Source organism: Devosia sp. Root685, from assembly GCF_001427875.1.
In the GTDB taxonomy this organism is placed as follows: domain Bacteria; phylum Pseudomonadota; class Alphaproteobacteria; order Rhizobiales; family Devosiaceae; genus Devosia.
Window position 1 is genome coordinate 217,994 of record NZ_LMHK01000001.1, and the last position, 23,191, is coordinate 241,184.

Annotated in this window: 18 protein-coding genes and 1 other RNA gene; 10 read left to right on the top strand and 9 right to left on the bottom strand. The window is 62.4% G+C overall.

Translation table 11 applies throughout. The features are described 5' to 3' along the window. Positions 1 to 117 precede the first annotated feature (117 nt). The 5 genes from ASD83_RS01050 to ASD83_RS01070 all read left to right on the top strand — a co-directional run bounded on the left by ASD83_RS01050 (position 118) and on the right by ASD83_RS01070 (position 7,028). Positions 118 to 792 (top strand): class I SAM-dependent methyltransferase, encoded by a 675-nt coding sequence (locus ASD83_RS01050; RefSeq protein WP_056307108.1) that lies wholly within the window; start codon positions 118 to 120, stop codon positions 790 to 792. Positions 793 to 1,145: 353 nt separating this feature from the next. After that, on the top strand, positions 1,146 to 2,816 hold the full coding sequence (gene recN / locus ASD83_RS01055) for a DNA repair protein RecN (RefSeq protein WP_056307109.1): 1,671 nt from the start codon (positions 1,146 to 1,148) through the stop codon (positions 2,814 to 2,816). Positions 2,817 to 2,958: 142 nt separating this feature from the next. Continuing rightward, a complete protein-coding gene (ligA, locus tag ASD83_RS01060) occupies positions 2,959 to 5,178 on the top strand; it encodes an NAD-dependent DNA ligase LigA (protein WP_413813475.1) in 2,220 nt (739 codons plus the stop codon). A gap of 19 nt (positions 5,179 to 5,197) precedes the next feature. Continuing rightward, complete coding sequence (locus ASD83_RS01065; protein WP_056307110.1) at positions 5,198 to 6,487, top strand: hypothetical protein; 1,290 nt, start codon at positions 5,198 to 5,200, stop codon at positions 6,485 to 6,487. A gap of 73 nt (positions 6,488 to 6,560) precedes the next feature. Further along, positions 6,561 to 7,028: a DUF3828 domain-containing protein gene (locus ASD83_RS01070; RefSeq protein ID WP_056307113.1), complete on the top strand. Its 468-nt coding sequence runs from the start codon at positions 6,561 to 6,563 to the stop codon at positions 7,026 to 7,028. A 44-nt stretch (positions 7,029 to 7,072) separates the two neighbouring features. Here ASD83_RS01070 and ASD83_RS01075 read toward each other — a convergent pair whose 3' ends face one another. Further along, positions 7,073 to 8,890 (bottom strand): aminopeptidase P family protein, encoded by a 1,818-nt coding sequence (locus tag ASD83_RS01075; RefSeq protein WP_056307114.1) that lies wholly within the window; start codon positions 8,888 to 8,890, stop codon positions 7,073 to 7,075. 111 nt (positions 8,891 to 9,001) lie between these two features. Between ASD83_RS01075 and ASD83_RS21420 the strand changes: the two genes are divergently transcribed. Both ASD83_RS21420 and ASD83_RS21425 read left to right on the top strand, forming a co-directional pair. Further along, on the top strand, positions 9,002 to 9,136 hold the full coding sequence (locus ASD83_RS21420) for a hypothetical protein (protein WP_274532554.1): 135 nt from the start codon (positions 9,002 to 9,004) through the stop codon (positions 9,134 to 9,136). 118 nt (positions 9,137 to 9,254) lie between these two features. Continuing rightward, positions 9,255 to 9,386 carry a hypothetical protein gene (locus ASD83_RS21425; protein ID WP_274532555.1) on the top strand — a complete coding sequence of 44 codons (132 nt, stop codon included), beginning with the start codon at positions 9,255 to 9,257 and terminating at the stop codon, positions 9,384 to 9,386. 223 nt (positions 9,387 to 9,609) lie between these two features. On the opposite strand, the gene ASD83_RS01080 is transcribed toward ASD83_RS21425, so the two are convergent. From ASD83_RS01080 to ASD83_RS01090, 3 genes are all read right to left on the bottom strand, one after another. Then, positions 9,610 to 10,479, bottom strand: coding sequence for a 50S ribosomal protein L11 methyltransferase (locus ASD83_RS01080; RefSeq protein ID WP_056307116.1), 870 nt, complete (start codon positions 10,477 to 10,479; stop codon positions 9,610 to 9,612). A 96-nt stretch (positions 10,480 to 10,575) separates the two neighbouring features. Beyond that, positions 10,576 to 12,321, bottom strand: a complete 1,746-nt coding sequence (locus ASD83_RS01085; protein WP_156385675.1) for a sensor domain-containing diguanylate cyclase — start codon at positions 12,319 to 12,321, stop codon at positions 10,576 to 10,578. A 102-nt stretch (positions 12,322 to 12,423) separates the two neighbouring features. Then, positions 12,424 to 14,760 carry an ATP-dependent helicase gene (locus ASD83_RS01090; RefSeq protein WP_056307120.1) on the bottom strand — a complete coding sequence of 779 codons (2,337 nt, stop codon included), beginning with the start codon at positions 14,758 to 14,760 and terminating at the stop codon, positions 12,424 to 12,426. A gap of 199 nt (positions 14,761 to 14,959) precedes the next feature. Here ASD83_RS01090 and ASD83_RS01095 point away from each other — a divergent pair, with 199 nt between their 5' ends. Together ASD83_RS01095 and ASD83_RS01100 are read left to right on the top strand one after the other, a co-directional pair. Then, positions 14,960 to 17,134: an esterase-like activity of phytase family protein gene (locus ASD83_RS01095; protein ID WP_056307122.1), complete on the top strand. Its 2,175-nt coding sequence runs from the start codon at positions 14,960 to 14,962 to the stop codon at positions 17,132 to 17,134. A 170-nt stretch (positions 17,135 to 17,304) separates the two neighbouring features. Further along, the gene (locus ASD83_RS01100; RefSeq protein ID WP_056307125.1) at positions 17,305 to 20,931 is read left to right on the top strand and encodes an AsmA-like C-terminal region-containing protein; all 3,627 of its coding nucleotides are present in this window, start codon (positions 17,305 to 17,307) and stop codon (positions 20,929 to 20,931) included. Here the strand turns inward: ASD83_RS01100 and ASD83_RS01105 are convergent. The 5 genes from ASD83_RS01105 to ASD83_RS20835 all read right to left on the bottom strand — a co-directional run bounded on the left by ASD83_RS01105 (position 20,912) and on the right by ASD83_RS20835 (position 22,514). Continuing rightward, positions 20,912 to 21,142 (bottom strand): ribbon-helix-helix domain-containing protein, encoded by a 231-nt coding sequence (locus ASD83_RS01105; protein WP_056307126.1) that lies wholly within the window; start codon positions 21,140 to 21,142, stop codon positions 20,912 to 20,914. The two genes, ASD83_RS01100 and ASD83_RS01105, sit on opposite strands and share 20 nt — an antisense overlap. Before the next feature lie 15 nt (positions 21,143 to 21,157). Then, positions 21,158 to 21,652 carry an SspB family protein gene (locus ASD83_RS01110; protein ID WP_056307128.1) on the bottom strand — a complete coding sequence of 165 codons (495 nt, stop codon included), beginning with the start codon at positions 21,650 to 21,652 and terminating at the stop codon, positions 21,158 to 21,160. A 113-nt stretch (positions 21,653 to 21,765) separates the two neighbouring features. Continuing rightward, positions 21,766 to 22,122, bottom strand: a transfer-messenger RNA (tmRNA) gene (ssrA, locus tag ASD83_RS20550). Positions 22,123 to 22,204: 82 nt separating this feature from the next. Beyond that, positions 22,205 to 22,366: a hypothetical protein gene (locus ASD83_RS20830; RefSeq protein WP_156385676.1), complete on the bottom strand. Its 162-nt coding sequence runs from the start codon at positions 22,364 to 22,366 to the stop codon at positions 22,205 to 22,207. Further along, positions 22,353 to 22,514 (bottom strand): hypothetical protein, encoded by a 162-nt coding sequence (locus ASD83_RS20835; RefSeq protein ID WP_156385677.1) that lies wholly within the window; start codon positions 22,512 to 22,514, stop codon positions 22,353 to 22,355. The genes ASD83_RS20830 and ASD83_RS20835 overlap by 14 nt, the downstream gene beginning before the upstream one ends. Before the next feature lie 146 nt (positions 22,515 to 22,660). On the opposite strand from ASD83_RS20835, the gene ASD83_RS01115 reads away from it, so the two are divergent. Next, positions 22,661 to 23,191, top strand: coding sequence for a thermonuclease family protein (locus ASD83_RS01115; RefSeq protein WP_244489075.1), 531 nt, complete (start codon positions 22,661 to 22,663; stop codon positions 23,189 to 23,191).

Sequence of the window (23,191 nt, forward strand, 5' to 3'; positions counted from 1 at the left end):
CATATTCTTCATCCGCCTTGGGAAAAGGCAAAGTCGCGGTGTCCCGGCATTCCGCAAATACCCCTTGAGATCGCGTGTTCCGACCCTATTTCTGCCCAACCCCACCGCGAGAGCTCCATGACATCCCACTTCAACGCCCAAGCCGCCCGCAACTATGCCGACGGGCCGCCCCGTCAGGTGCCCGGCTTCGCTGGCATTCACCGCATGATGAACCTGCTCCTCGCCGAAACCCTTCCCAACGACGCCCAAATTCTCGTCCTCGGCGCCGGCGGCGGCCTTGAAATCAAGGCTATGGCCGATTTCCGCCCCGGCTGGCGCTTTTCCGGTGTCGATCCCTCCGCCGACATGCTGAACCTCGCCCGCGAGATCACCGCCGATCACGCACCCCGTGTCGATCTGGCGGAGGGCTATATCGACGCCGCGCCAGAAGGTCCCTTCGACGCTGCCACCTCCGTGCTGGTTTTCCATTTCATCCCCCGCGAGCAGCGCCTCGAAACGCTGCGCCAAATCCGTCGGCGCCTCAAACCCGGCGCCCCCTTCATCCTTGCCCATATCAGCTTCCCGCAGACCGAACCCGAGCGCTCCACCTGGATCGCCCGCCACGTCGCCTATGGCCAGGCCGACGACGTTGACCTCGCCGTCGCCGCGAAAGCCCGCGAAGCCATCGGCACCCGCCTGACCATCCTCGCCCCCGAAGAGGAAGAAGCCATGCTCCGCGAAGCAGGCTTTGCCAATATCAGTCTCTTTTATTCGGCCTTCAGTTTCCGCGGCTGGGTGGCCTATGCGGGGTAGGGCCTTACCGCCCGGGTCACCCCCTCCCATCCGCCCCCATCAAGGGGGAGGTGTCACCGAATTCGCTATAGCGAATTCGGTTGGGGCCGGTGGTCGCGAACTGACCGCGCCTTCAAACTGGATACAACACCTCCCCCTTGATGGGGGAGGATGGGAGGGGGTGTCACCGGCCCACCCCCAAGCCGAGAACCCAAACCAAAGCGCAGGCATAGCAACAACCCCAGTTGCCATTTTGTTCTTTTCATCTATCATGACTCCCCATTCGCATTGCTGTGCGAAAGTTAATCGCCGCTGACGCTGGGCCGGCCCTCGAATGCTATGAGGAAGGCCCGACAGGCCCTGGATAGATCCGCATGCTGAACGCGCTTTCGGTTCGCAACATTGTCCTTATCGACCAGCTCGATCTGGCGCTCGATACGGGCATGACCGTCCTCACCGGCGAGACCGGTGCCGGCAAATCCATCCTGCTCGACGCGCTGACCCTCGCTCTCGGCGGCCGTGGCGACGCTTCGCTCGTCCGGCAGGGACAGGAGAGCGGGCAGGTGGTTGCCATGGTGCAACTGCCGCAAAACCATCCCGCCCGCGCCCAGCTGCGCGACAATGCGATCGCCGACGACGAAGAGGTGATCCTCCGCCGCGTGCAATTCGCCGATGGCCGTACCCGCGCCTTCATCAACGATCAGCCTGTATCGGCGGCCTTGCTGCAAAAAATCGGCAGCCAGATTATCGAAATCCACGGCCAGCACGACGACCGGGCCCTTGTCGATGTCGCCACCCATCGCGCCGCGCTCGATTCCTTTGGCGAACTCGCCACGCCGGCCGCCGCCGTGCGCGAAGCCTGGGCCGACCTCGTTGAAATCCAGCAATCGGTAAGGGAACAACAGGCCCGCGTTGCCGAAGCCGTCGCTGCCGAGGATTATGCCCGTCATACCGTCGAGGAACTCGGAAAGCTCAAGCCCGTCGAAGGGGAAGAGGCCGAACTCGCCGAACGCCGCCAGCAATTGCAGCAGGCCGAAAAGTCCGCCTCCGATCTCATCGAGATCGACGACATCCTCAACGGTTCGAGCGCTCCCGGCCCGGTTCTGTCCGGCCTGATGCGGCGGCTCCTCCGAAAAGTCGATGGCGGCGCAGAGCTCTTCCAGCCCATCGTCGATGCGCTCGATGCCTCGCTTGTGACGCTGGATCGCGCCGGAGAAGCGCTTGAAGACCTGCGGCGGCAGATGGCCTATGACCCCGCCGAGCTCGAAAGCGTCGAAGAGCGCCTCTTTGCCCTTCGCGCCGCTGCCCGCAAGCATCAGGCAAGCTGCGACGAGCTGCCCGCCATCCTCGAAAAGTATCAGGGCGACCTCGATACCCTCCAAAGCGGGGAAAGCCGCCTCAAGGCGCTGGAGGCCGATGAAGCCCGCGCCCGCTCTCGCTATCGCGAAGTCGCTGAAACCCTCGCCGCTGGCCGTGCCAAAGCCGCCAAGGCGTTGAGCAAAGCCGTCGAAGCCGAATTGCCGGATTTGAAACTCGGCGCCGCCAAATTCATCGTCGACCACCAGATCGAAACCGATCGCGTCGCGGCCGCCGGTTTCGACCAGATCGCCTTTCACGTCCAGACCAATCCCGGCACCGCCGCCGGCCCCTTGCTGAAGGTCGCATCGGGCGGCGAATTGAGCCGTTTCCTCCTCGCCCTAAAAGTCGTCCTCGCTGATCGTGGCTCCGCGCCGGTCCTGATCTTCGACGAAATCGACACCGGCGTCGGTGGTGCCGTGGCCGATGCCATCGGCCGTCGCCTCGCGCGGCTCGCCAAGACTGTGCAGGTGCTCACCGTCACCCATGCCCCGCAGGTTGCCGCCCGCGCCAATCGGCATCTGCTCATCGAAAAGCAGATGGTGGAGGAGGGCGCCTTCATGCGCACCCATGTCCGCCCGCTCGAGCCCGATTCCCGGCAGGAAGAAGTCGCGCGCATGCTGGCCGGCGCCGAAATCACCACCGAAGCCCGCGCTGCTGCCAAGAAATTGCTCGCTGCGGTGAAATAACTGGCTTCGTCGCCGGGGCGTCCACCATCACCGCGTCATTCCCGCGAAAGCGGGAATCTCATGGTGCAGGGAAGGGATTCCCGCTTTCGCGGGAGTGCCGGCGTGGCTAAATATCCTTTCTTCGTTTTGCGCCGAGTGAGCCATGTCCGATCTGTCCCAAAAGCCCGCCGCCGATCTCACCGAAGACGAAGCCCGGCTTGAGCTGGAACGGCTCGCTGCCGCCATTGCCGCGGCCGACATCGCCTATCACCAGAACGACGCGCCGGAGATTACCGACGCGGCCTATGACTCCCTGCGCATCCGTAATGCCGAGCTCGAAGAAGCCTTCCCCGAACTCGTCCGGCCCGACAGCCCTACCGGCCGGGTCGGCGCGGCCCCTGCCGACGGCTTTGCCAAGGTGCGCCACGCCGTGCCCATGCTCAGCCTTGCCAAGGCCTATACCGACGAGGATGTGGTCGATTTTCTGGAGCGCGGCCGCCGCTTTTTCAAGCAGGACGAAGGCCTCGAAATCGCCTTCACCGCCGAGCCCAAGATCGACGGCCTCTCCGCCTCGCTTCTTTACGTGGACGGCAAATTCGTCCGTGGCGCCACCCGCGGCGACGGCACGGTGGGCGAGGACATCACCGCCAACCTGCGCACCATCAAGGACATCCCCGAGCGCTTACCCCCCGGAGGGGGCTGGCCCAAAAGCATCGAGATTCGCGGCGAGGTCTATATGACCTATGCCGAATTCAAGGCCCTCAAGGAGCGCTCGGCCGCCGCCGGCGGGCAGGATTACGTCAATCCGCGCAACACCGCTGCCGGCTCGCTCCGCCAAAAAGACCCCAGCGTCACCGCCAGCCGCAACCTCAAATTCTTCGCCTATGCCTGGGGCGCCACCAGCGAAGACCCGGCCCCCACTCAATACGAGGCGGTCCAAAAATTCGCCGAATGGGGTTTTGCCGTCAGCCCCTTGATGAGCCGAGCCAAATCGGTCGAAGAGCTGATCGCACAATATCACCATATCGAAGAACTGCGCTCCTCGCTCGGCTACGACATCGACGGCGTTGTCTACAAGGTCGATCAGCTCGAACTCCAGCGCCGCTGGGGTTTTGTGACCGGCGAGCCGCGCTGGGCCGTCGCCCACAAATTCCCGGCCGAACAGGCGATGACCGTCGTCAAAAAAATCGACATTCAGGTCGGCCGCACCGGCACCCTGGCCCCCGTCGCCCGTCTCGAGCCGGTCACCGTCGGTGGCGTCGTCGTCGAAAACGTCACGCTCCACAACGAAGACTATATCAAGGGCATAGACAGCAACGGCCTGCCCATCCGCGGCGACGAACCCATCGATATCCGCATTGGCGACACCGTCGTCATCCAGCGTGCAGGGGACGTCATCCCCCAAATCGTCCGCGTCGTCCTCGAAAAACGCCCCGCCGATGCAGCGCCCTATCAGTTTCCCGATACCTGTCCGGTCTGCGGTTCGCCCGCCGTGCGCGAAATCAACGAGAAGACCGGCAAGGAAGACTCCCGCCGCCGTTGCACCGGCGAGCTGATTTGCCCCGCCCAGGCCGTCGAAGGCCTCCGCCATTTCGTCTCCCGCGGCGCCCTCGATATCGAAGGCCTTGGCGCTGAAAACATCGACACCTTCTTCAATGCCGGCCTCATCCGCACCGCCGCCGATATTTTTACCCTCAGGGATCGTCGCCCCGAAGTGCAGCGGGCCCTTGCCGAACGTCGCGAAGAACAGGCCAAGGCCCGCGAGGCGGCCTCGGGCAAGACGCGCAAAAATGTCCGCGGCGTCGAGGATCGCAATTACGAAGGCCTCGACAAGCTCTTCGCGGCGATAGACGCCCGCCGCAATCCCGAACTCGACCGTTTCATCTTCGCCCTCGGCATTCGCCATATCGGCGAAACCACCGGCGCCGTCCTCGCCCGCACTTTTGGCTCGATCCAAAAACTCGAAGAAGCCGGCAAGGAAATGGTCGCCGCCGAAGACCCGATGACCGTCTTCCCCTCCACTGACGGCATCGGCGGCACGGTGGTCGAAGCGCTCGTCACCTTCTTCGGCAATCAGCGCAATGTCGATGCGCTCGATGCGCTGCTCAAGCAAGTGACGCCCCAGGACTACGTGGTGACCATCTCCGCCGATAGCCAAATTGCTGGCAAGACGGTGGTTTTTACCGGCACGCTCGAAAAAATGTCACGATCCGAAGCCAAGGCTATGGCCGAACGGCTCGGCGCCAAGGTGGCGGGCTCGGTTTCGGCCAAGACCGATATTCTGGTCGCCGGCCCCGGCGCCGGCTCGAAACTGAAGACGGCGCAGGAGCATGGCGTCGAAGTCATCAGCGAAGACGAGTGGTTCGCCCGCGTCGGCAGATAGTTTTGAGGGAGAGCGTCGCATGAGGATTTTCTGGGCCGCCGCGGGTTTCGCACTCGCCCTGAGTGCAGGCGCCGCACACGCCGGCGAGGCCGGCGACCAATTGGCCCAGAGCCTTTACGATGGCACGATCGGCGATCTCGCCACCCGCTCGACTGCCGCCTGCGAGGCGGGCGAAGGCGATGCCTGTTTCGCCCTTGGCCTCGATGGCCTCATCTCCGCCTACGAAATTTTGGCCGAGGGCCTCTATCGCCACGGCGTCGTCACCCCCAATTCGCCCGCTCTGGCCATGGTGCTCGGCGTCAGTCTTGATGAGATCATGGCGCCGCTAAATCCGAACCCGGAACCGCTGACCTACGAGCAGTTCCGCGATCTCCTAGATAGCTTTTCCAAATCGCTCGATATCGCCGCCGGCCACATGCAGCAGGCCGGCGAGGGCACGCCCTTCGTCATCCATATCGATCCGCTAAAAGTCCGCATCGACCTCGATGGCAACGGCGAGGCCGGCGCTGGCGAAACGCTCGGCGCGCTCCTCGGCGATCTCGGTGGCCTCATCGATATCCCCGCGCCCGACGCCCCGCCCCCCGGCAAAAACAAGTCCAAGGGCACCGAACCGGCACAAAATACCATCATCGGCTTCGACAATTCCGATGCCATCTGGTTCGCCGGCTACGCCAATATCACCGCCACGCCGATCGAAATCACGCTGGCGCATGATTTTTCCGCCTTCTTCAGTGCCTATTTCCACCGCATCTTCCCCAAGGCGGATCTGCCCATGCAGGATTTTTCGCGCGGCCAGGGCACGGTGATGATGGACGCCGACAGCGATACCTTCATCGCCGATATCGTCGCGGCCATCCACACGGCCGATTTCCCGGTGGTCGATCGGCCCCGGCTCGCCGCGGTGCTCGCGCGCCTCAGCGCCATCACTGCCCTCAGCCGTCAGAACTGGGAAATGATCCTGGCTGAAACCGACGACGACAGAGAATTACTGCCATCCCCGACCCAAACCTCGCTGGTGCCCGATCAGCCGATCACCGAGGATACAGTCAAAGCCTGGTTCGCCACCCTCGATCAGCTTGATCGCATCATCGATGGCGAGCTGCTCTTGCCGCATTGGCGCTTCAGCAAAGGCTTCAATTTGAAGACCTATTTCGAAACGGCCACCGAAACCGATCTGGTCATGCTGTTCACCGGCCACGCCGCCTTGCCCTATCTCAGCGATGGTCCGATCGCCGATGCCGCTGCCTTTGCCGAGCTCAATCGCGTCATGGGCGATGAATGGCCCATGTTCGCCCTGTGGTTCAATTGAGGCGGCGTCACGTTTGCCCGCTTGTCTTCCCGGAATGCCGGTCCAGCGCGCTGGGCCAATAGGAGTGTTTCAAATGCGTCGCCTTGCTCTCGTTCCCGCGCTGCTGCTGGCTTTTGCCGCCCCGGCGTTCGCCCAGCCCTATGAAACGCCCCAGGACCTGCTGGAAGCGTTTTACGAGCCCTATTTCTCGGGCGATTTCCCCGAATTCGAGGCCGACTTCCGCTCGGCCAACCTGAACGCGCTCTACGAGGCCGACGCCGAGAATACGCCCGAGGGCGAAATGGGCGCGCTCGATTTCGATCCCTATATCGACGGTCAGGATTTCGATCTGGCCGATCTGGTCATCGGCGAGCCGGAAGAGAGCGAAGGCTTTGCGACGGTGGACGTCACCTTCACCAATTTCGGCGAGCCGCGGCACATCGTCTATGATCTGGTCTTCGAAGACGGCGGCTGGCGCATCGACGACCTGGCGAGCGACAACGCCGATTTCACCTATCGCCTCAGCGAAATCTTCGCCGAAGCCGCCGCACGCTGGGAGTGATACGGCGGGTGGGGCGAAGCTGGTGCGGGACTACACACCTAGCCCTAAATCCCCGCCGTCGCCTTTTCCAGCCAGGCTTTCACGTCACCCGAAACCTTCGGCCCGATCTCTGCCAGCACCTGCGCGTGGAATGCATTGAGCCAGCCGCGTTCCGCCTCGGTCAGCAGGGCCCTGTCGATCAGCCGGACATCGATCGGCGCCAGCGTCAGCGTTTCGAATTCGAGATAGCCCGGAAAACCCTCGGCTTCCTTGACCACCACCAGGTTCTCGATGCGAATGCCATATTCGCCCGCCTTGTAATAACCCGGCTCGTTGGAAATCACGTTGCCAACCTCGAGCGGCAGCGGATAGCGCGGCGCAATGCCGATCGGGCCTTCATGCACGCCGAGATAGGCACCGACGCCGTGGCCGGTGCCGTGGTTGTAGGTGATGCCGTCGGCCCAGAGGAATTGCCGCGCCAGCACGTCGATCTGTGCGCCGCTGGTGCCCTTGGGAAAGCGCGCCATGGAAATGGCGATCATGCCTTTCAGTACGCGCGTATAGCGGTCCCTTTGTTCCGCCGTCGCTTCGCCGGTCGCGAGCGTGCGGGTAATGTCCGTCGTCCCCGACAGATATTGCGCGCCGCTATCGACCAGCATCAGTTCTCCGGGATTGAGCCGGCGGTCCGTCTTGGTCGACACCCGATAGTGCACGATGGCGCCATTTGGTCCGGCGCCCGAAATCGTGTCGAAGCTGGCATCCACGCAGCTCTCTTCTTCGCGCCGGAAGGCTTCGAGCGCGGTGACAATGCCGATTTCGGTCAATTCGCCCTTGGGCGCCTCGCTGTCGAACCAGCTGAGGAATTTTGCCAGCGCCACGCCATCGAGCCGGTGCGCCTCGCGCATGCCGGAAAGTTCCGCCTCGTTCTTGCGCGATTTCGGCAGCAGTACGGGATCGCGCTTTTCGATCAGTTTTGCGCCCGCCGATGTCAGCGTTTCGGCAATGGCGATGGGCGCGCTGGCCGGATCGACCAGCACGGTCTTGCCGTTCTTGCCCAGCTTTTCCAGGGTCTTGGTCAGCTTTTTCGCCGCCTCGATCCCGGCGATTCCCTCAAGCGCCGTTTCCAGTTCCGGGGTCACCTTGGCCGGATCGAGGAACAGCTTGGCTTCGCCCTTTTGCGGCACCACGGCAAAGCCGAGCACGAAGGGCGTGTTCGGCACGTCGCGGCCGCGAATGTTGAACAGCCAGCAGATGGATTCGGGCAGGGTAAAAACCACGGCATCGGCGCCGTCCTCGGCCAGCGTCCGCTGCAACTGCGCGATCTTGTCTTCGGCCTTTTGCCCGGCCCGGTTGTGGCCGAGAATTTCCACGGCGCCGGCCGGCGGGGCAGGGCGATCGCTCCAGACCGCATCGATCAGGTTGTCATGGGCCACGACCTTGGCATGCCCCTTGAGCTTGTCGGTCAGGTCGCGCACTTCGCCCGGCGTATGCAGCCAGGGATCGTAGGCGACGACGGCACCCTTTTTCACATAGGGTTTTGCGTCCACGGCAAGGCTTGCCACTTCGTGCACCGCGACCAGCGAGGTGTCGGTCTGCGCAGGCGCCTGCAGCGTATAGCGGCTATCGACGAAAAGTTGCGCGTCCTTCAAGCCGATGAGGGCAAGCCCGGCCGAACCGGTAAAGCCCGTCACATAGGCGAGGCGCGCTTCGCTCGCCGGCACGGATTCGCCGCGATGCGCATCGGCGCGCGGCACGAGGAAATAATCGACGCCCGCCGTCTTCATCGCCTTGCGCAGTGATGCGAGCCGCGGAGCGACCTGACTCGGGTCGGATTTTTCCTCAAAGCTCTGGAATTTCGCGGGAGGGAAGGGGGCGGTGGTCATCGATATTATCCCGGGGCCGGACTGCGTGGCCGTCATGGCTGGCTTGTGGTTCCTGCGCTGGTGAAAGCGCGCGGCGAGCCTATCTTATTGTTCAGCACCAGGAGATGAAAAATGAGCAAGCAGAATAATTTCTTCCAGCGCGCCCTCAACGCTCTGGTCGAGGGCCGCACCCGTCAGGCCGAGCGCTACATCGCCCAGTTCGAGCGCGATCACGCGCATTCTGAAGCGAAGGTGAACAAGCGTTAACCGCGCCCTGCGCAATTGGCATGGCTGGTCTGTTTCCAACCCTCTAACGCAGTGCTGATAAAATAGGTAAAACCAAACAGACGCTCGGCAATAGACCGCGCGTCGCATGGAGTAAGAGATGACTGAGAGCAAGAATGGTTTCCGCGTAGCACTGGGTGGTCTGATTGACGCTCGTGGCCGCGAAGCGTCTCGCCAGGTCAGCTACCGCATGCAGCACCAGCTGATCGGCGCTGTAACCAAGCGCCCATAAACGGCAGCTAGTTACCTGTTGACGATTTTACGATCCCCGAAGCCTGCTTCGGGGATTTGCTTTTGGAGCGCACATAGCCGCTCGATACCCCCAAACCGCTCCGCCGTCGTCCCCGCTGGGCGCGTGTCCTATCCGTTTGCGTGGCGCTGCGCCCAAAAGGTACCCATTTGCTACCCAAAGGGGCGCCTCGGCGCCCCTCGATGGTAACGGTCTGCTGCCGCATTCAGCGTTTTTCCAGCACCAGGGTAGTCCAGTCCTTGCGCTTGAGGTGGTCCACCAGAGCGAAGCCGGCAAGCTCATAGGCGGCGATGACGCCATCGGCCTGGGTGTTCAAAATTCCCGACAGAATCGCCGTTCCCCCGGTCTGCGCAATCCCGCCCATGCCCGGCGCCAGTTCGGTCAGCGGGCCGGCCAGAATATTGGCGACGATCAGGTCATAAGGTGCGCGCGCGGCGATTTCGCCATGGTCCAAACCTGTCGCCTCGATGGCGTCGATATTCTCGCCAACGCCATTTTCTTGAGCGTTTTCAATGGTCGTCGTCACCGCGATGGGGTCGATATCGGTCGCGAGAATCTTGCCGCCGAGACGCTTGGCAACGGCGATCGCCAGAACGCCGGTTCCAGTCCCGATATCGACGACCGCCTTCGGCGTTGTCCGCGTCAGCAGCATTTCGATCGCCTCGAGGCAGCCGGTCGTCGTTTCGTGGTGCCCAGTGCCAAAGGCCTGAGCCGCATCGATTTTCATCGGCGTCAGGCCCTCGGGAACGGGCCCGGTTTCGTGGCTGCCATAGACATAGAAACCGCCCGCGATCACCGGCGCCAGACCTTCCAGCGATTTGGCGACCCAGTTGATCCCCATGTCGATTTCCTCGACGGAGAAATCCACAGCGCCGCCAAGCACTTGGGTCGCCAATTCATTGAAGGCGTCAATATTGGGCGGGCTGTCGCAGCTCGCTTCGAACACCCATTCGCCGGTCTCTTCGATTTCATGCGCCGAAGCCGTCAGCGCCAGATCGTCGCGCTCCATCACGGCGTCGACCAGGGCATAGGCCTGTTCCTTGGTGAGGGTTGCGGAAAGCTGATCGACGGCCATGGCAGATAATCCCGGTTATTTCCCGCCCTAGTTGCGGCAGGTGGCGCGTTGAGTCAATGCCGCGCCATATCACGTTGATTTATAAGGGAAATGGTTTCAGGCGCGCTGGCGGGTCTGGGGCGAAAAGCCCTCGGTCACGATGCAATTGCGCCCGGCGCCCTTGGCCATATAGAGCCGCTGATCGGCCAGCGAGAACATCTCATCCCAATCCTGGGCCGAACCGGCTGGCCGCATGGCGGCGCCGAAGCTGGCCGTGACTTTCAGGCCGAGCTTGCCCTGTACTGCGGTCTCGCTCAGCAAAATACGAAGGCGCTCCAAAAGGTTATGAGCGGTGATGTCATCGGCGCGGCGCAGAATGAGCACAAACTCCTCGCCACCAATCCGCGCCAGCGTATCGCCGGTCCGCAAGGCGCCGTCGATCAACCGGGCGACGCCCGACAGCACTTCGTCGCCGACGGCATGGCCATGGGTATCGTTGACCACCTTGAAATGGTCGATGTCGAACAGCACGACGGCAAGGGATTCCCCGATCCGGTCGGCGCGGCGGAACATGGCGTCCACCCGGCTCAGTAGGGCGCGGCGGTTGAGCTGGCCCGTCAGCGTGTCGGTCTCCGCCAGCCGGCGCAGGCGGCGGTTGAGGCGGCGTTGCTCTTCTTCGAGAACCCGCTTTTCCGCGAGGTTCTGGCGCAAAATATCGAGGCCGTTGAAGATGTTGCCGACTTCGCGCGCCGTGCCGTTCAGCGGCGCGGGGGCTTTGTGATCTCCACTCGCCAGGGCCAGCACATCGTCATGAAGACGCATCAGCGGCGAAAACAGCGTACGCCGGAAGACGACCGCGACGATCACGAGGACTGCGAGAATGGCAGCGGTCAACAGCGCGGCGCTGACCAGAGCTTTGAGGGCATTGTCGGCATTGCGATCCATGGCGGCCACGGCATGCCGGATCACGGCGGTCCTCAAGAGTTCCGAACTGCGCATGCCCGGAACATACTCGGCCGTCAGCACAGCAGGGGAGAGCGAGTTGTCCTCCGCATGATTTTCGGCAGCGTCGAGCGCCAGCAGGAGCGCGCCATCGAAGAAGTCCCGCTGCACGGCCGCTACCAGTCCCGTAATCTCCGGGTCGGGCAGCAGGTTGTCGGCCAGGCTGACGCTGGTGGACCACAGGCTGCGGATAATGCCCTCGGCCGCCTGCATGCGCTGCAGGTACATGGGGTCCCGCTCCGGCGGAGCCACGAGGGCCATGACCACGAAAGAGCCGAGCCGGCCTTCCTGATCGCGGAGGGTGCTGGCGCTATTGGCGAGCATCAGTTCGCCGGCGAGCCCTGGCGTTTCGGCTATGATGTGGCCGCTGACCAGATCGCGCAGTTTAGTGGCGGCGTCGGCGGCCGCAAACATGGCCAGCATGCCTCGACCGATCGCGCGCGGGTCGCGCTCGGCAAAGGGCGAACTGGCGGCGAAGTCTACTTTCCGGCGGCCATTCGCGAGCTCGGATTGCAGCCGCGCATGCGCTGCGTCGCACTCTTGGCCAGCGATGGTATCCTTGAATACCGCTTCCATATTGTAGATGGCGGCGTCAGTTTCGGCGCGTTTGGTGGCCAATTCTGCGTGCCGCGCTGCGGCTTCCGCGTCGGTTGCAGCCATGGCCGAGTTGGCGGGTCCGCGTTCGGCGGAAATGGCATTTACCGCTTCGAGCAAGGCGCTGAAGCGTTCGAGTTCGTAGGCGCCATGGCTGTGGCGCTGATAATCATTGAAATTGCTGAGGACCGCCGCGCCGCCGAGCAAGAGGCAGCCAATTGCGGCCGCGGCGATACCCATCCATTGCAGGTGCTGTATTCTGAACACGACGAACCCCGAGCATTCGCGCCATGAATGCACGAGGGCTTCTGATAAGGCGTGAACGCGATTGGTTAATTCAATCCGACACTTGGCCCGATCCGTTCGCCGCTAGCCCTTCGCCACGAAGCTTTCGAGAACTTTCTTCGTGCCGGCTTTTTCGAAATCGATCGTCAGCTTGTTTCCCTCGACGCTGATAACCTCGCCATAGCCGAACTTCTGGTGGAAGACGCGCTCGCCGACCTTATAGCCGCTCGATTGGCCGCCGAGATCGACGGAGCGCGCCACCAGTTCCCCATCTATCGTCAGCGGCCCGCCGCCCTTGCGATTGGCCTGATTGGCGCGCGCGCGCTGCCAGCCAGGGGTTTGATAGACACTCTCAAACGGATCTGCCTTGTTGAAGCGGGAGCTAGCACCGCCGCCATAGCCATAGCCGCCATAGGCGGAGCCGCGATCGGTCACGACCACCGCATCGGGCGGAAGTTCATCGACAAAGCGAGATGTCAGGGCCGACTGCCATAGGCCATGGATGCGCCGGTTCTGGGCCGACGAAATGCGGACACGCTTTCGGCCCCGGGTGATCCCTACATAGGCAAGCCGTCGCTCCTCTTCGAGGCCGGCACGACCGCTCTCATCCATGGACCGCTGGCTTGGAAAAGACCCTTCCTCCCAGCCCGTGAGGAAAACAGTGTTGAATTCCAACCCTTTAGCTGAGTGTAGTGTCATGATCGTCACGGCATCGCTGGCTTCTGCGCTATCCCGGTCCATCACCAGCGAGATGTGTTCCAGGAAGCCGCCAAGCGTCTCGAACTCTTCCATCGAGCGGCTGAGTTCCTTGAGGTTTTCCTTGCGGCCCTGGGATTCTGCCGATTTGTCGGCGGCCAGCATGTCCATATAGCCGCTCTCTTCAAGAATCTGCTCGACGAGCTGGTAGGGCGGCAAGCTTTCGGCGCGATGGGCCCAATTGTGGAATTGGTCGACAAGGCCACGCAAGGTCGTGCGCTGCTTGGGCTTGAGCTCTTCAGTGTCGATCAGCATGCTTGTTGCCGACAGCAAGGGCACGCGCTGATGGCGCGCTGTTTCCATGAGCGTCTTTACTGTGGAGTCGCCGAGGCCTCGCTTGGGCACATTGATGATGCGCTCAAAAGCCAGGTCGTCCGCCGGCTGTGCGACTAACCGGAGATAGGCCAAGGCGTCGCGGATTTCCTTGCGCTCATAAAAGCGCGGGCCGCCGACGACGCGATAATTCAGCCCCAGCGTAATGAAACGCTCTTCCAACTCGCGCATCTGGTAGGAGGCGCGCACCAGAATTGCCATGGAGTTCAAGGGTTCGCCAAGGCGCTGATATTGCTCGATCTCTTCGCCGACGGTGCGTGCCTCTTCCTCGGAGTCATAGACCTGCGTGAACGAAATCGGCTCGCCGGGCTCCGCGACGTCCGTATGCAACGTCTTGCCGAGCCGGCTTTCATTATTCGCGATGAGCGTTGACGCCGCCTTGAGGATATTGGCCGTCGAGCGGTAATTGCGCTCGAGCTTGATGACCTTGGCGCCCGGAAAATCCTTCTCGAAGCGGAGAATGTTGTCTACCTCGGCGCCGCGCCAGCCATAGATCGACTGATCGTCGTCGCCGACCACACAGATATTGGCTTCCGATGCGGGTTTTCCCTGCGCCAGCAGGCGCAGCCAGAGGTACTGTGCGGTGTTGCTGTCCTGGTATTCGTCTACCAGCATGTATTTGAATTTGCGGTGATATTCGGCGAGGACTTCCGGGTTCTCCCGGAACAGCCTGATACATTCGAGCAGAAGGTCGCCGAAATCGACGGCGTTCAGCGTCTTCAAACGCGCCTGATAGTCGGCGTAGAGGTTCGGGACCTTGCCGTTGGCAAAAAAGCCACTTTCCGCGGCCGGCACATCCTTGGGCAACCAGCCACGGTTTTTCCATGCATCGAGCAGGTTGGCGAACTGCCGGGCGGGCCAGCGCTTTTCATCGATATTCTCGACTTCAAGCAATTGCTTGATCAGCCTGATCTGGTCGTCCGTGTCCAGAATGGTGAATTGCGGCTTGAGGTCCACCAGCTCTGCGTGGGTGCGCAAGAGACGCGCAGACACGGAGTGGAAGGTGCCCATCCATGGCAGGCCCTCAAAGTTCGGCACAAACTCGTGGACGCGCTTCTTCATCTCGTTGGCGGCCTTGTTGGTGAAGGTTACCGCCAGAATTTGGCTGCCCCAAGCCATGCGCTGGTTGAGAATATGGGCGATGCGCGTCGTCAGCACGCGCGTTTTGCCGGTGCCGGCCCCGGCGAGCACCAGCAGCGGCCCCTCGGTCGTCAATACGGCATCGCGCTGTTCCGGATTGAGGCCGAGCAGATAGTCCGGCACCTGCCGGTTGAGCTGGCTCGTGATTGGCCCGCCTTGGGGGCGGGGCAGGGGGTGGGCTTCACCGGACATTGAGGGCCTTTCCTTCGCGCAGGGCCGGGGGCGGCACACTCTGCGCGGGATTGACGAATCTTATTTTGTTCTCGTTCGCAATATAGGGTTCCGGCGCTCAGATGTATAGGACAAGCGGGCGTCACCGATCCGTCATGCGACTGTCACCAGGGAGTCTTGGCGGGGCTCTATGCGAGGGCCATTCATACGGGGACCTCACATGAATATGCCACGTTTGCTGGGGGCGCTGACATCAGCCCTTCTGGCCTCGACCGTTTCGGCCAATGCCGCTGAGTATTTCAATCGCGTTTCCAGCTTCCCGGTTGCGCTCAATGCGCCCGAGGCTGAAGCGACCTCGTCGGAAATCATCACCGCGACCGACGATGGAATGACGCTGATCTATTCCGACAGCCCCAATGGCGGCATCGGGTTTGTCGATATTTCCGACGTAAAGGCGCCCAAGCCGGCCGGCTATATGGATATGGGCGGCGAGCCTACCTCCGTCACCGTGATCGGCGCCAAGGCCTATGTGGCCGTCAACACCTCGGAATCCTTCACCAATCCCTCGGGCAAGCTGGTTGTCGTCGACATCGCCGGCAAGTCCATCATTGGTGAATTCGATCTCGGCGGCCAGCCGGATTCGATCGCCCACAACAAGGACAACACTATCCTTGCCATCGCCATCGAAAACGAGAGGGATGAAGAGGTCAACGACGGCGCCATTCCGCAGGCCCCGGCGGGCTTTCTGGTTCTGGTGACGCTGGCTGACGGCGCGGTGACGCAGGAAAACGTGAAGAAGGTCGATCTGACCGGCCTTTCCGCCATCGCTCCGGATGATGCCGAAGCCGAATTCGTCTCGTTCAACGACAATGACGAAGTCGCCGTGACGATGCAGGAAAACAATTACGTCGTGATCGTCGACGCCAAGACCGCGACTATTGTCGGTGGCTTCGAGGCAGGCGAAACCGGTGTTGCCGGTGTCGATACCACGAACGATGGCAAGATCGATTTCTCGGGCGAGAACAAGGTCGTTCCGCGTGAGCCGGATGCCGTCAAGTGGCTCGACAATGATCGTCTTGTCGTCGCCAATGAAGGCGACTGGAATGGCGGTTCGCGCGGCTTCACCATCTTCAATCGCGATGGTTCGATTTCCTTCGACTCGGGCAATGCGCTCGACGTGAACGCTGCCCAGATGGGCCACTATCCCGACTTCCGCAACAAGAAGGGCGTCGAGCCCGAAGGCCTCGAAGTCGCGACCTTTGGCGACAGCCAGTATATTTTCATCGCCGAAGAACGTTCCTCCCTGATCGCTGTTTACAAAGACACTGGCGCCGAGCCGGAATTCGTTCAATCGCTCCCCTCGGGCATTTCGCCGGAAGGCCTCGTTGCCATCCCCGCGCGCAACCTTCTCGCCACGGCCAACGAAGTCGATCTCCGCGAAGACGGCCTCGGCGGTTCGCATGTCATGGTCTATGAACTCGGCGAGGGCGAACCGGCCTATCCGCAGCTCGTTTCCGAGCTTGGCGAAGACGGCCATCCGATCGGCTGGGCCGCCATTTCCGGCGCCGTTGCCGACGCTGAAAAGCCGGGCATTCTCTATGCTGTCAGCGACAGCGTGCTCTATGGCGCCCCCGCCATCTACGAAATCGACGCGACCGCCCACCCGGCTCGCATCATCAAGAAGACCGTCATCACCCGTAAGGGTCAGGCGGCCCAGAAGCTCGATCTCGAAGGCATCACGCTTGATGGCGAAGGCGGTTTCTGGCTCGCCAATGAAGGCGATAGCGACAAGCTCGTGCCGCATGCGCTGATCCATGTGAACGCCGACGGCGAAATCATCGCCGAAGCCGGCTTCCCCGTTGGCCTCCTCGCGGGCCAGAAGCGTTTTGGTGCCGAAGGCGTCGCTTCGATCGGTACGGGCGACGAACAGACCCTCTGGGTCGCCATGCAGCGCGAATGGGGCGACGACGAGAAGGGCTTTGTGAAGCTCCTCTCCTACAAGCCCGCGACCAAGGAGTGGGCCGCTGTGTCCTACCCGCTCGAAGCCGCGCCGGAAGGTGGCTGGGTCGGCCTCAGCGAAATCACCATTCATGGTGACTATGCCTATATCGTCGAGCGCGACAACCAGATCGCCGATAAGGCCGGCCTCAAGGCCATCTACCGCGTGCCGGTCGCCGAACTCGCCGGTGCCGAACTCGGCGGCAAGCTGCCGGTCGTGACCAAGGAACTGGTCCGCGACCTGATCCCCGATCTCGCGTCGAACAACGGCTATGTCGTCGACAAGGTCGAAAGCTTTGCCGTGGACAGCACCGGCAAGGGCTATGTCATCACCGACAACGACGGGGTGGACGACTCCTCGGGCGAGACCTTCTTCTGGTCCTTCGACCTCAACTAAGTCGCCTCCGCGCGCATAATCAGCGGCCGGACGAAAGTCCGGCCGTTTTCGTTTGCAGGGATTGGATTCTCCTACCGGATTCTTGTGCGGGATTTGCGCCGCGCGCACTTGCACGGGGGCGGCAAGTCCCTACACTCGCGCCAGGAATCTGACAGGCAGTTCGAGAAGCCGTGCTCAATCGGATCTACATCATCGTCGGTATTATCGCGATCCTGGCTCTGGCCGGCGCCTTCATCGCGCCGCGCTTTATCCAATGGGGGGACTATCGCGATCGTATGGAACTGCTGGCAGAAGGCGTCTTCGGCACCGAAGTCACCATCCGCGGCGATATCGATTTTGCCTTGTTGCCGGCGCCGAGGCTTGCTTTCTCCGACGTGGTGATCGGCCCGGCGGACAAGCCCGCCGCGACGGTCGGCGCGGTCGAAGCACAGTTCGCATTGATGGATTTCTTGCGCGACCGGTACAATCTCTCGGCCCTGATCCTCAAATCGCCCGTGATCGCGTTCGATCTCGACGAGAACGGTCTTCTCACCAGCGGCGTCGATCTTTCGGGCGCCGGAGAGGGCGTGGCGCTCGATCAGGCCCGCATCGAAAACGGAAGCCTGACGCTCGCCGATCGCCGATCCGGCTCGACCTACCAACTGTCCGCCATCAATGGTGACCTTCGCCTCGGCAGTTTTGCCGGGCCGTTCCAGTTCCAGGGCAGCGCCACGCGCGATGGCACGGCCTATAGTCTGCGGCTCAATAGCGGCGTGGTGGACGATGTTGGTTCGGCCCGCGTTTCCGCGTTCATCGCCGAAGTCGGTGGGCGCGGCTCGCTGACCCTTGAGGGCGCCCTTGTCACCGGGCAGGCGCCGAAATTCGACGGGACAATGACCCTTAAAGAGGCGCCGCCAACCGCCGAGCGCGCCGAACAGATCCGCGGCAATCTGGTGCTCGAAAGCAAGGTCACGGCCTCGAGCGACCGCGTCGTGCTCAATGGCTATACGCTGCTGCCCGACGAAAACCGCGCCGGCATGCGCCTCACGGGGGCCGCCAGCATTCAGCTTGGTGCCCGCACATCCTTTGAGGCGGTGGTGTCGGGCGGTGTTTTCACTCTGCCGCCACGCGATGCCGACGAAGACGCGAGCGTGATGCCCTATGAGCTGGTGCGCCTGCTCAACGAATTGCCCGCGCCGCCCTTGCCGCCCATTCCGGGTGAGATCGGCATCGACCTGGCCGAAATCGGCCTGCGCGGGGCGGCGCTGCGCAATGTGCGTGTCGATGCCAGCACCAATGGCGATATCTGGACGATTTCGCGAGCCGAAGCCGAATTGGCCGGGAATAGCAAGGTCAGCCTTTCCGGGGCTCTGCGCAACGATAGTGGCGTCGCCGGTTTCAACGGCGACATCACCATTGCCACCACGCGCCTCGATGCCCTCAGCCAACTCTGGCGCAAGTCGGGTGAGAACAGCCCCCTGTTCAACGTTCCGGCCGAGCTTTCCGGCCAGGTGATGCTGGCCGGTGACGCGCTGGGCTTTTCTCATGGCCGCCTGGTGCTGAACAACAAGGCGCATATGCTCGAACTGCGCCTTGGTTTTGGCGAGGAACCGCGTCTCGATCTGGTCGGGCGCTTTGACGACCTGGCCCCTGGCGACAGCGCCATTCTGGCGGCCATGTTCCCCGATCCCAATAGCGACCGCACCTTTGGCCGAAGTTTCCCCGAAGGCAGCTTCTCGTTCAACAGCCAGACGATCCGTATTTTGGGCCTTGAAGCGCAGGAGCTTGTGGCCGAGGGAAGCTGGTCCGGCGCTGGCCTCCATTTTTCCAAGCTCGTCAGCAGCGATTGGGGCGGCATTGGCATCAATGCGTCAGGCGATCTGGCGGGGACGCTGGCCAAACCTGCGCTTTCCGGTTCCGGCCATGTCGATATTGGCGCGGCCAATGCTCCGGCGCTCGGAGCGATCTACGGCTTTCTCGGTGTCCCGTTCAATTGGCGCCCGGTGCTTGATCGGTCCGTGCCGGCATCGCTCGATTTTGCACTTACCGATGGCGACAATCCCGGAGCCCAGCGGTTTACGCTCAACGGCACCGCTGGCGTCGCGCACCTCGATCTCGCCGTCGATATGGCCGGCGGCCTTAGTGACGTTAGAGAAGGCCATGTCCAGATTATCGGCTCGCTCGAAGCCAGCAATGGCAGCGATCTCGTTCGCCAACTCGACGCCACCGATACGCCGCTGTTTTCGATCGATGAATCCGCCTTCGTGAGCCTTTTTGCCCAAGGGGATGCGGCGGCTGGCTTCGATGCGCGCTTGTCTATCGGGCAGGGCAACGAACTTCTAGCCTTCGGCGGCGAGCTTTCGGTGCTTGAGAGCGGCGAACTGACGGGCACCGGCACACTCGATGTGGCGCTCGATGATGGTTCCGGCCTTGCTGCGCTGGCCGGGGGCACAGGTATTGGCCTTGGTTCGCTTGAGGCCAGCGCCGGCGTCGAATTTTACGGCACACAATCCATCGCCATTACCGGCATTGCCGGCGCCTCTTCCGGCACCGCCTTTTCGGGCGACATTGCCGTGGAACAGGTGGCACAGCGCCCGAGCGTTCAGGGCGCGCTGCATTTCGACCGCCTGCCGGGCGAGGGCCTGGCTGCTGCATTGCTCTCTCCTGCGGCGCTTATCTCCGGTGACGGCGTATGGCCGGAAGGTCCCCTCGCCGCCAGCAACAGCACCCGCGCCACCCGCGGCTCGATCTCCGTAACGGCGGGCGAGATCGCGCTCGGCGCCTCCGTGCTTACCGATGCGGGCTTTGACCTCACCTGGGACCAGCAAACGCTCGCCATTTCAAACCTCAAAGGCGCCATAGGCGGCGGTAGCCTCAACGCCACGCTCAGCCAGTGCTGCGCGGGCCCGCTGACTGATCGGACGATTAACGGCCGCGTGTCGCTCGATAATGTTCAGGTATCGTCTCTCTTGACCGCGGAAGCGGCCTCGGGCCTTTCCGCTCGGGTCACTGGCAGCGGCAGTTTTGCGGGCACGGGCGCATCGCTTGCCGAGGTTGTTTCGAGCCTTGCCGGCGAAGGCAATTTCGCGCTTGCCGATCTGTCGTTGGCCGGTCTCAATCCCGGCGTTTATCCCGCCCTTGCCGGGCTCGACGATGTGCTCAATATCGATGCGGAAGCCCTCGGTATTCTCGTCGATCAATCGCTGGGGCAGGGGCCGTTCACTGCGTCCACCGCCAATGGCGCCTTCGCCATCGCTGGCGGAACGCTGCGCCTCGCCAACCTGATCATCGAGGGCAATGGCGCACGGCTGGCCGGGGGGATCGATTTTGCTTTTCCGACGCTTGGGCTTAACGGCAGCTTCGTGCTGACCCCGTTCAGCTATACCGATCCATCCGGGCTGATCGAAAACGACGCGGCGCGTATACTTGCGCGGCTGAGCGGCACGGTTCTGGCGCCGGTTGTCGCGCTTGATACCACCGAACTGATCGCCGCCATTCAGGTCCGCGCCAATGAACTCGAGGTCGATAGGCTCGAGGCCCTGCGGATCGAAGACGAGGCCCGCCAACGTGCCGCCGCCGCAGAGCGCAACCGGCTTATCGAGGAGCAGCGCCGTAAAGCCGCAGAGGAAGCGGCCGCCCGTGCTGCGGCTGAAGAGGCTGCCCGTCAGGCGCTGGAGGGGCAACAGGGCACTGACGCACCCGTGCCGGTTGAGCCAGCAACGCCCGAAACGACCGCGCCCACCTTCCCGCTCAACCTCGGCTTTCAGCCCGGCGTGAACAGTTCGCCGTCCGGCCCGGTCAATCTGCTGTTTCGATAGGCTCTGCGGGCCGCGCCCGATACCAGGCAAGGATGAAAAGGCGAATGGCGGAAGAGAGGTTTGCCGCCTCCCGCGTCTCGTCGATCTCCCGCACCAAGCCAGCAAGGCTCAGCGCGCGTGCTGATGCGATCTCTTCGAGCGCCAGCCAGAATTCGGGCTCAAGGGCGATGGAGGTGCGGTGGCCGGCGATCGAAAAGGACCGCTTCTGCATCACGCGGCCTGAAGGTCAGGGCTTCTTGCGGAAGGCGTCGAGGCTGACGACTTTTTCGCCGCTCTGTTCGCCATCGGCGGCAGTTTCGCCCTTTTCGGTGCGCTCTGCCTTTGCATCGGCCGCTTCTTCTTCCGAGCCATCCTCGCGCGGAGCGGTGGTCGGGTCGAACTGCAGGCCGAACTGCACGGAGGGGTCGAAGAAACCCTTGATGGCGGCAAAGGGGATGCCCAGCGTTTCCGGAATGCCGTCAAAGCTGAGGCCGACTTCAAAGCCGGTCTCGTTGACCTTGAGGTCCCAATACTGGTTCTGCAGCACGATGGTCATTTCCTTGTCGTACTGCGTCAACAGTTTCTCGCTCAGGCGCACGCCGGGCGCGCGCGTGGCGAAGGAAATGAAGAAGTGATGTTCGCCGGGAAGGCCAGTGCGGGACACTTCGGCCAAAACCTTGCGCACGACGCCGCGCAGGGCTTCCTGGGCGAGAATGTCGTAACGCATATGATCTTCGGCCATTTCAGTTCCTTGGTCGTCGGTTTGCCCGGCAGAATCCGGAACGGCACATATCAGCCTCACGTTCCCGAACTTTTCAAGAACTAAGACATAAGTGCCGGGCGGAATAGAGGAAAAGTGCAGGCTTCTGTTGCCAGGTGCCTGCGAACCCCGCCTGTCGCCCGGCTAGGAGCGGAGGACTTAAATTCCCAGTGCTAGCACCGCTTACGCGGCGAGAGCGACCGGAGCCTTATGGTTGTCATTTGCAACTATAAGTTTTGGACCGATAACGGTGGTACCTCACCGAGCAAAAGCACACTCTTTACGCCCTCGTCGATCCTATTTCGTCCCCATTGGCTCACCTCGAAGAGGGGAGATGGTGGAGACGCCGGGTACCGCCCCCGGGTCCGAAAGGTTTATTACAATGACAGTTTATCGCCATAGCCCCGAAGGGCAGGTTCTATATAGGTCAGGGCCGGGCGAGATGCAAATGCGGCGAAGGATAATTTCCGCAACGCCACTCTGCGGACTCCCGAAACTCCCTGCGCACACCGCCACATTTGGCGGTGAAACGCTTCAAGACGGGGCGACTTCCATCTCGTCATTGGTCTGATCGGGAACGCTGCCGGATCCGCCGCCCTGGCTTAGGACGACATAGGCGATGGCAGCAATAGCAGCGGCCACGAGGATAATGATCAGAACGCGGCCAATGCCGCGATTCCCGCTAGGATTTCTCATTGCCATCCTCCTGTTTCTGCTTGCGATTGGGGTCGGGCGGAACTCCGCTCCCCTCGGGCGTTTCGTCGGCATCGCTGCCGGGCTCGACATCTTTCAGGGCGGGGTCGCGGGGTGGTTGCTTGCCATCGGGCTTGGGACTGTTCTGCATTGGAACCTCCATGGGTTTCCAATGGCCCATGGCCTCGACAGTTCCACAGGCTGCCGTTTTAAGGGCACGCACCTAGGGATTAACCCCGAATATACCCCGCAAGTGTCATCTGCCAAAAACCGACTGGCTTGGCGGGTGGATTCGGCGTGGCAACTGGCAGGCAGTTTTTTGGTGGCAGGATCAGGCGGCGCAAAAGACGCGCCTGGTTCAATCTGCCGCTGGCGCCATTGCTCTTTGGCGGCCTGATCGTCATGGCCGCCGCCGGTGTCCGCGAAACCGGCCTCGACACATTCCTCCTCGATCCGCCATCGCAGATCGTCGGCACCATAACGCCCCGCAGCTTTGGGCTTTGCGCAGGTGGAACGCGCAGAACCTGCGTCGTCGATGGCGACACATTCTGGCTCGATGGCACGAAAATCCGCATCGCCGACATCAACACGCCGGAAGTGAGCCAGCCCCAGTGCTCCAGTGAAGCCGCGCTGGGCCGCAAGGCTTCCGTCCGCCTCGCCGAACTCCTCAGCGGCACGTCGCTCGATTTGCGTGCCGCGGATCGCGACGAAGACCGATATGGCCGCAAGTTGCGGATCGTGGAGCGCGATGGCCGTTCTGTCGGCCAAATGCTCATCGCCGAGGGCCTCGCGCACGAATGGCGGGGCCGCCGCGAAAGCTGGTGCTGA

Coding starts and splice junctions, on each gene's coding strand:
- ASD83_RS01050 (WP_056307108.1), top strand. CDS start 118: ATGACATCCCACTTCAACGCCCAAGCCGCCCGCAACTATGCCGACGGG.
- recN (WP_056307109.1), top strand. CDS start 1,146: ATGCTGAACGCGCTTTCGGTTCGCAACATTGTCCTTATCGACCAGCTC.
- ligA (WP_413813475.1), top strand. CDS start 2,959: ATGTCCGATCTGTCCCAAAAGCCCGCCGCCGATCTCACCGAAGACGAA.
- ASD83_RS01065 (WP_056307110.1), top strand. CDS start 5,198: ATGAGGATTTTCTGGGCCGCCGCGGGTTTCGCACTCGCCCTGAGTGCA.
- ASD83_RS01070 (WP_056307113.1), top strand. CDS start 6,561: ATGCGTCGCCTTGCTCTCGTTCCCGCGCTGCTGCTGGCTTTTGCCGCC.
- ASD83_RS01075 (WP_056307114.1), bottom strand. CDS start 8,890: ATGACCACCGCCCCCTTCCCTCCCGCGAAATTCCAGAGCTTTGAGGAA.
- ASD83_RS21420 (WP_274532554.1), top strand. CDS start 9,002: ATGAGCAAGCAGAATAATTTCTTCCAGCGCGCCCTCAACGCTCTGGTC.
- ASD83_RS21425 (WP_274532555.1), top strand. CDS start 9,255: ATGACTGAGAGCAAGAATGGTTTCCGCGTAGCACTGGGTGGTCTGATT.
- ASD83_RS01080 (WP_056307116.1), bottom strand. CDS start 10,479: ATGGCCGTCGATCAGCTTTCCGCAACCCTCACCAAGGAACAGGCCTAT.
- ASD83_RS01090 (WP_056307120.1), bottom strand. CDS start 14,760: ATGTCCGGTGAAGCCCACCCCCTGCCCCGCCCCCAAGGCGGGCCAATC.
- ASD83_RS01095 (WP_056307122.1), top strand. CDS start 14,960: ATGAATATGCCACGTTTGCTGGGGGCGCTGACATCAGCCCTTCTGGCC.
- ASD83_RS01105 (WP_056307126.1), bottom strand. CDS start 21,142: ATGCAGAAGCGGTCCTTTTCGATCGCCGGCCACCGCACCTCCATCGCC.
- ASD83_RS01110 (WP_056307128.1), bottom strand. CDS start 21,652: ATGGCCGAAGATCATATGCGTTACGACATTCTCGCCCAGGAAGCCCTG.
- ASD83_RS20830 (WP_156385676.1), bottom strand. CDS start 22,366: ATGAGAAATCCTAGCGGGAATCGCGGCATTGGCCGCGTTCTGATCATT.
- ASD83_RS20835 (WP_156385677.1), bottom strand. CDS start 22,514: ATGCAGAACAGTCCCAAGCCCGATGGCAAGCAACCACCCCGCGACCCC.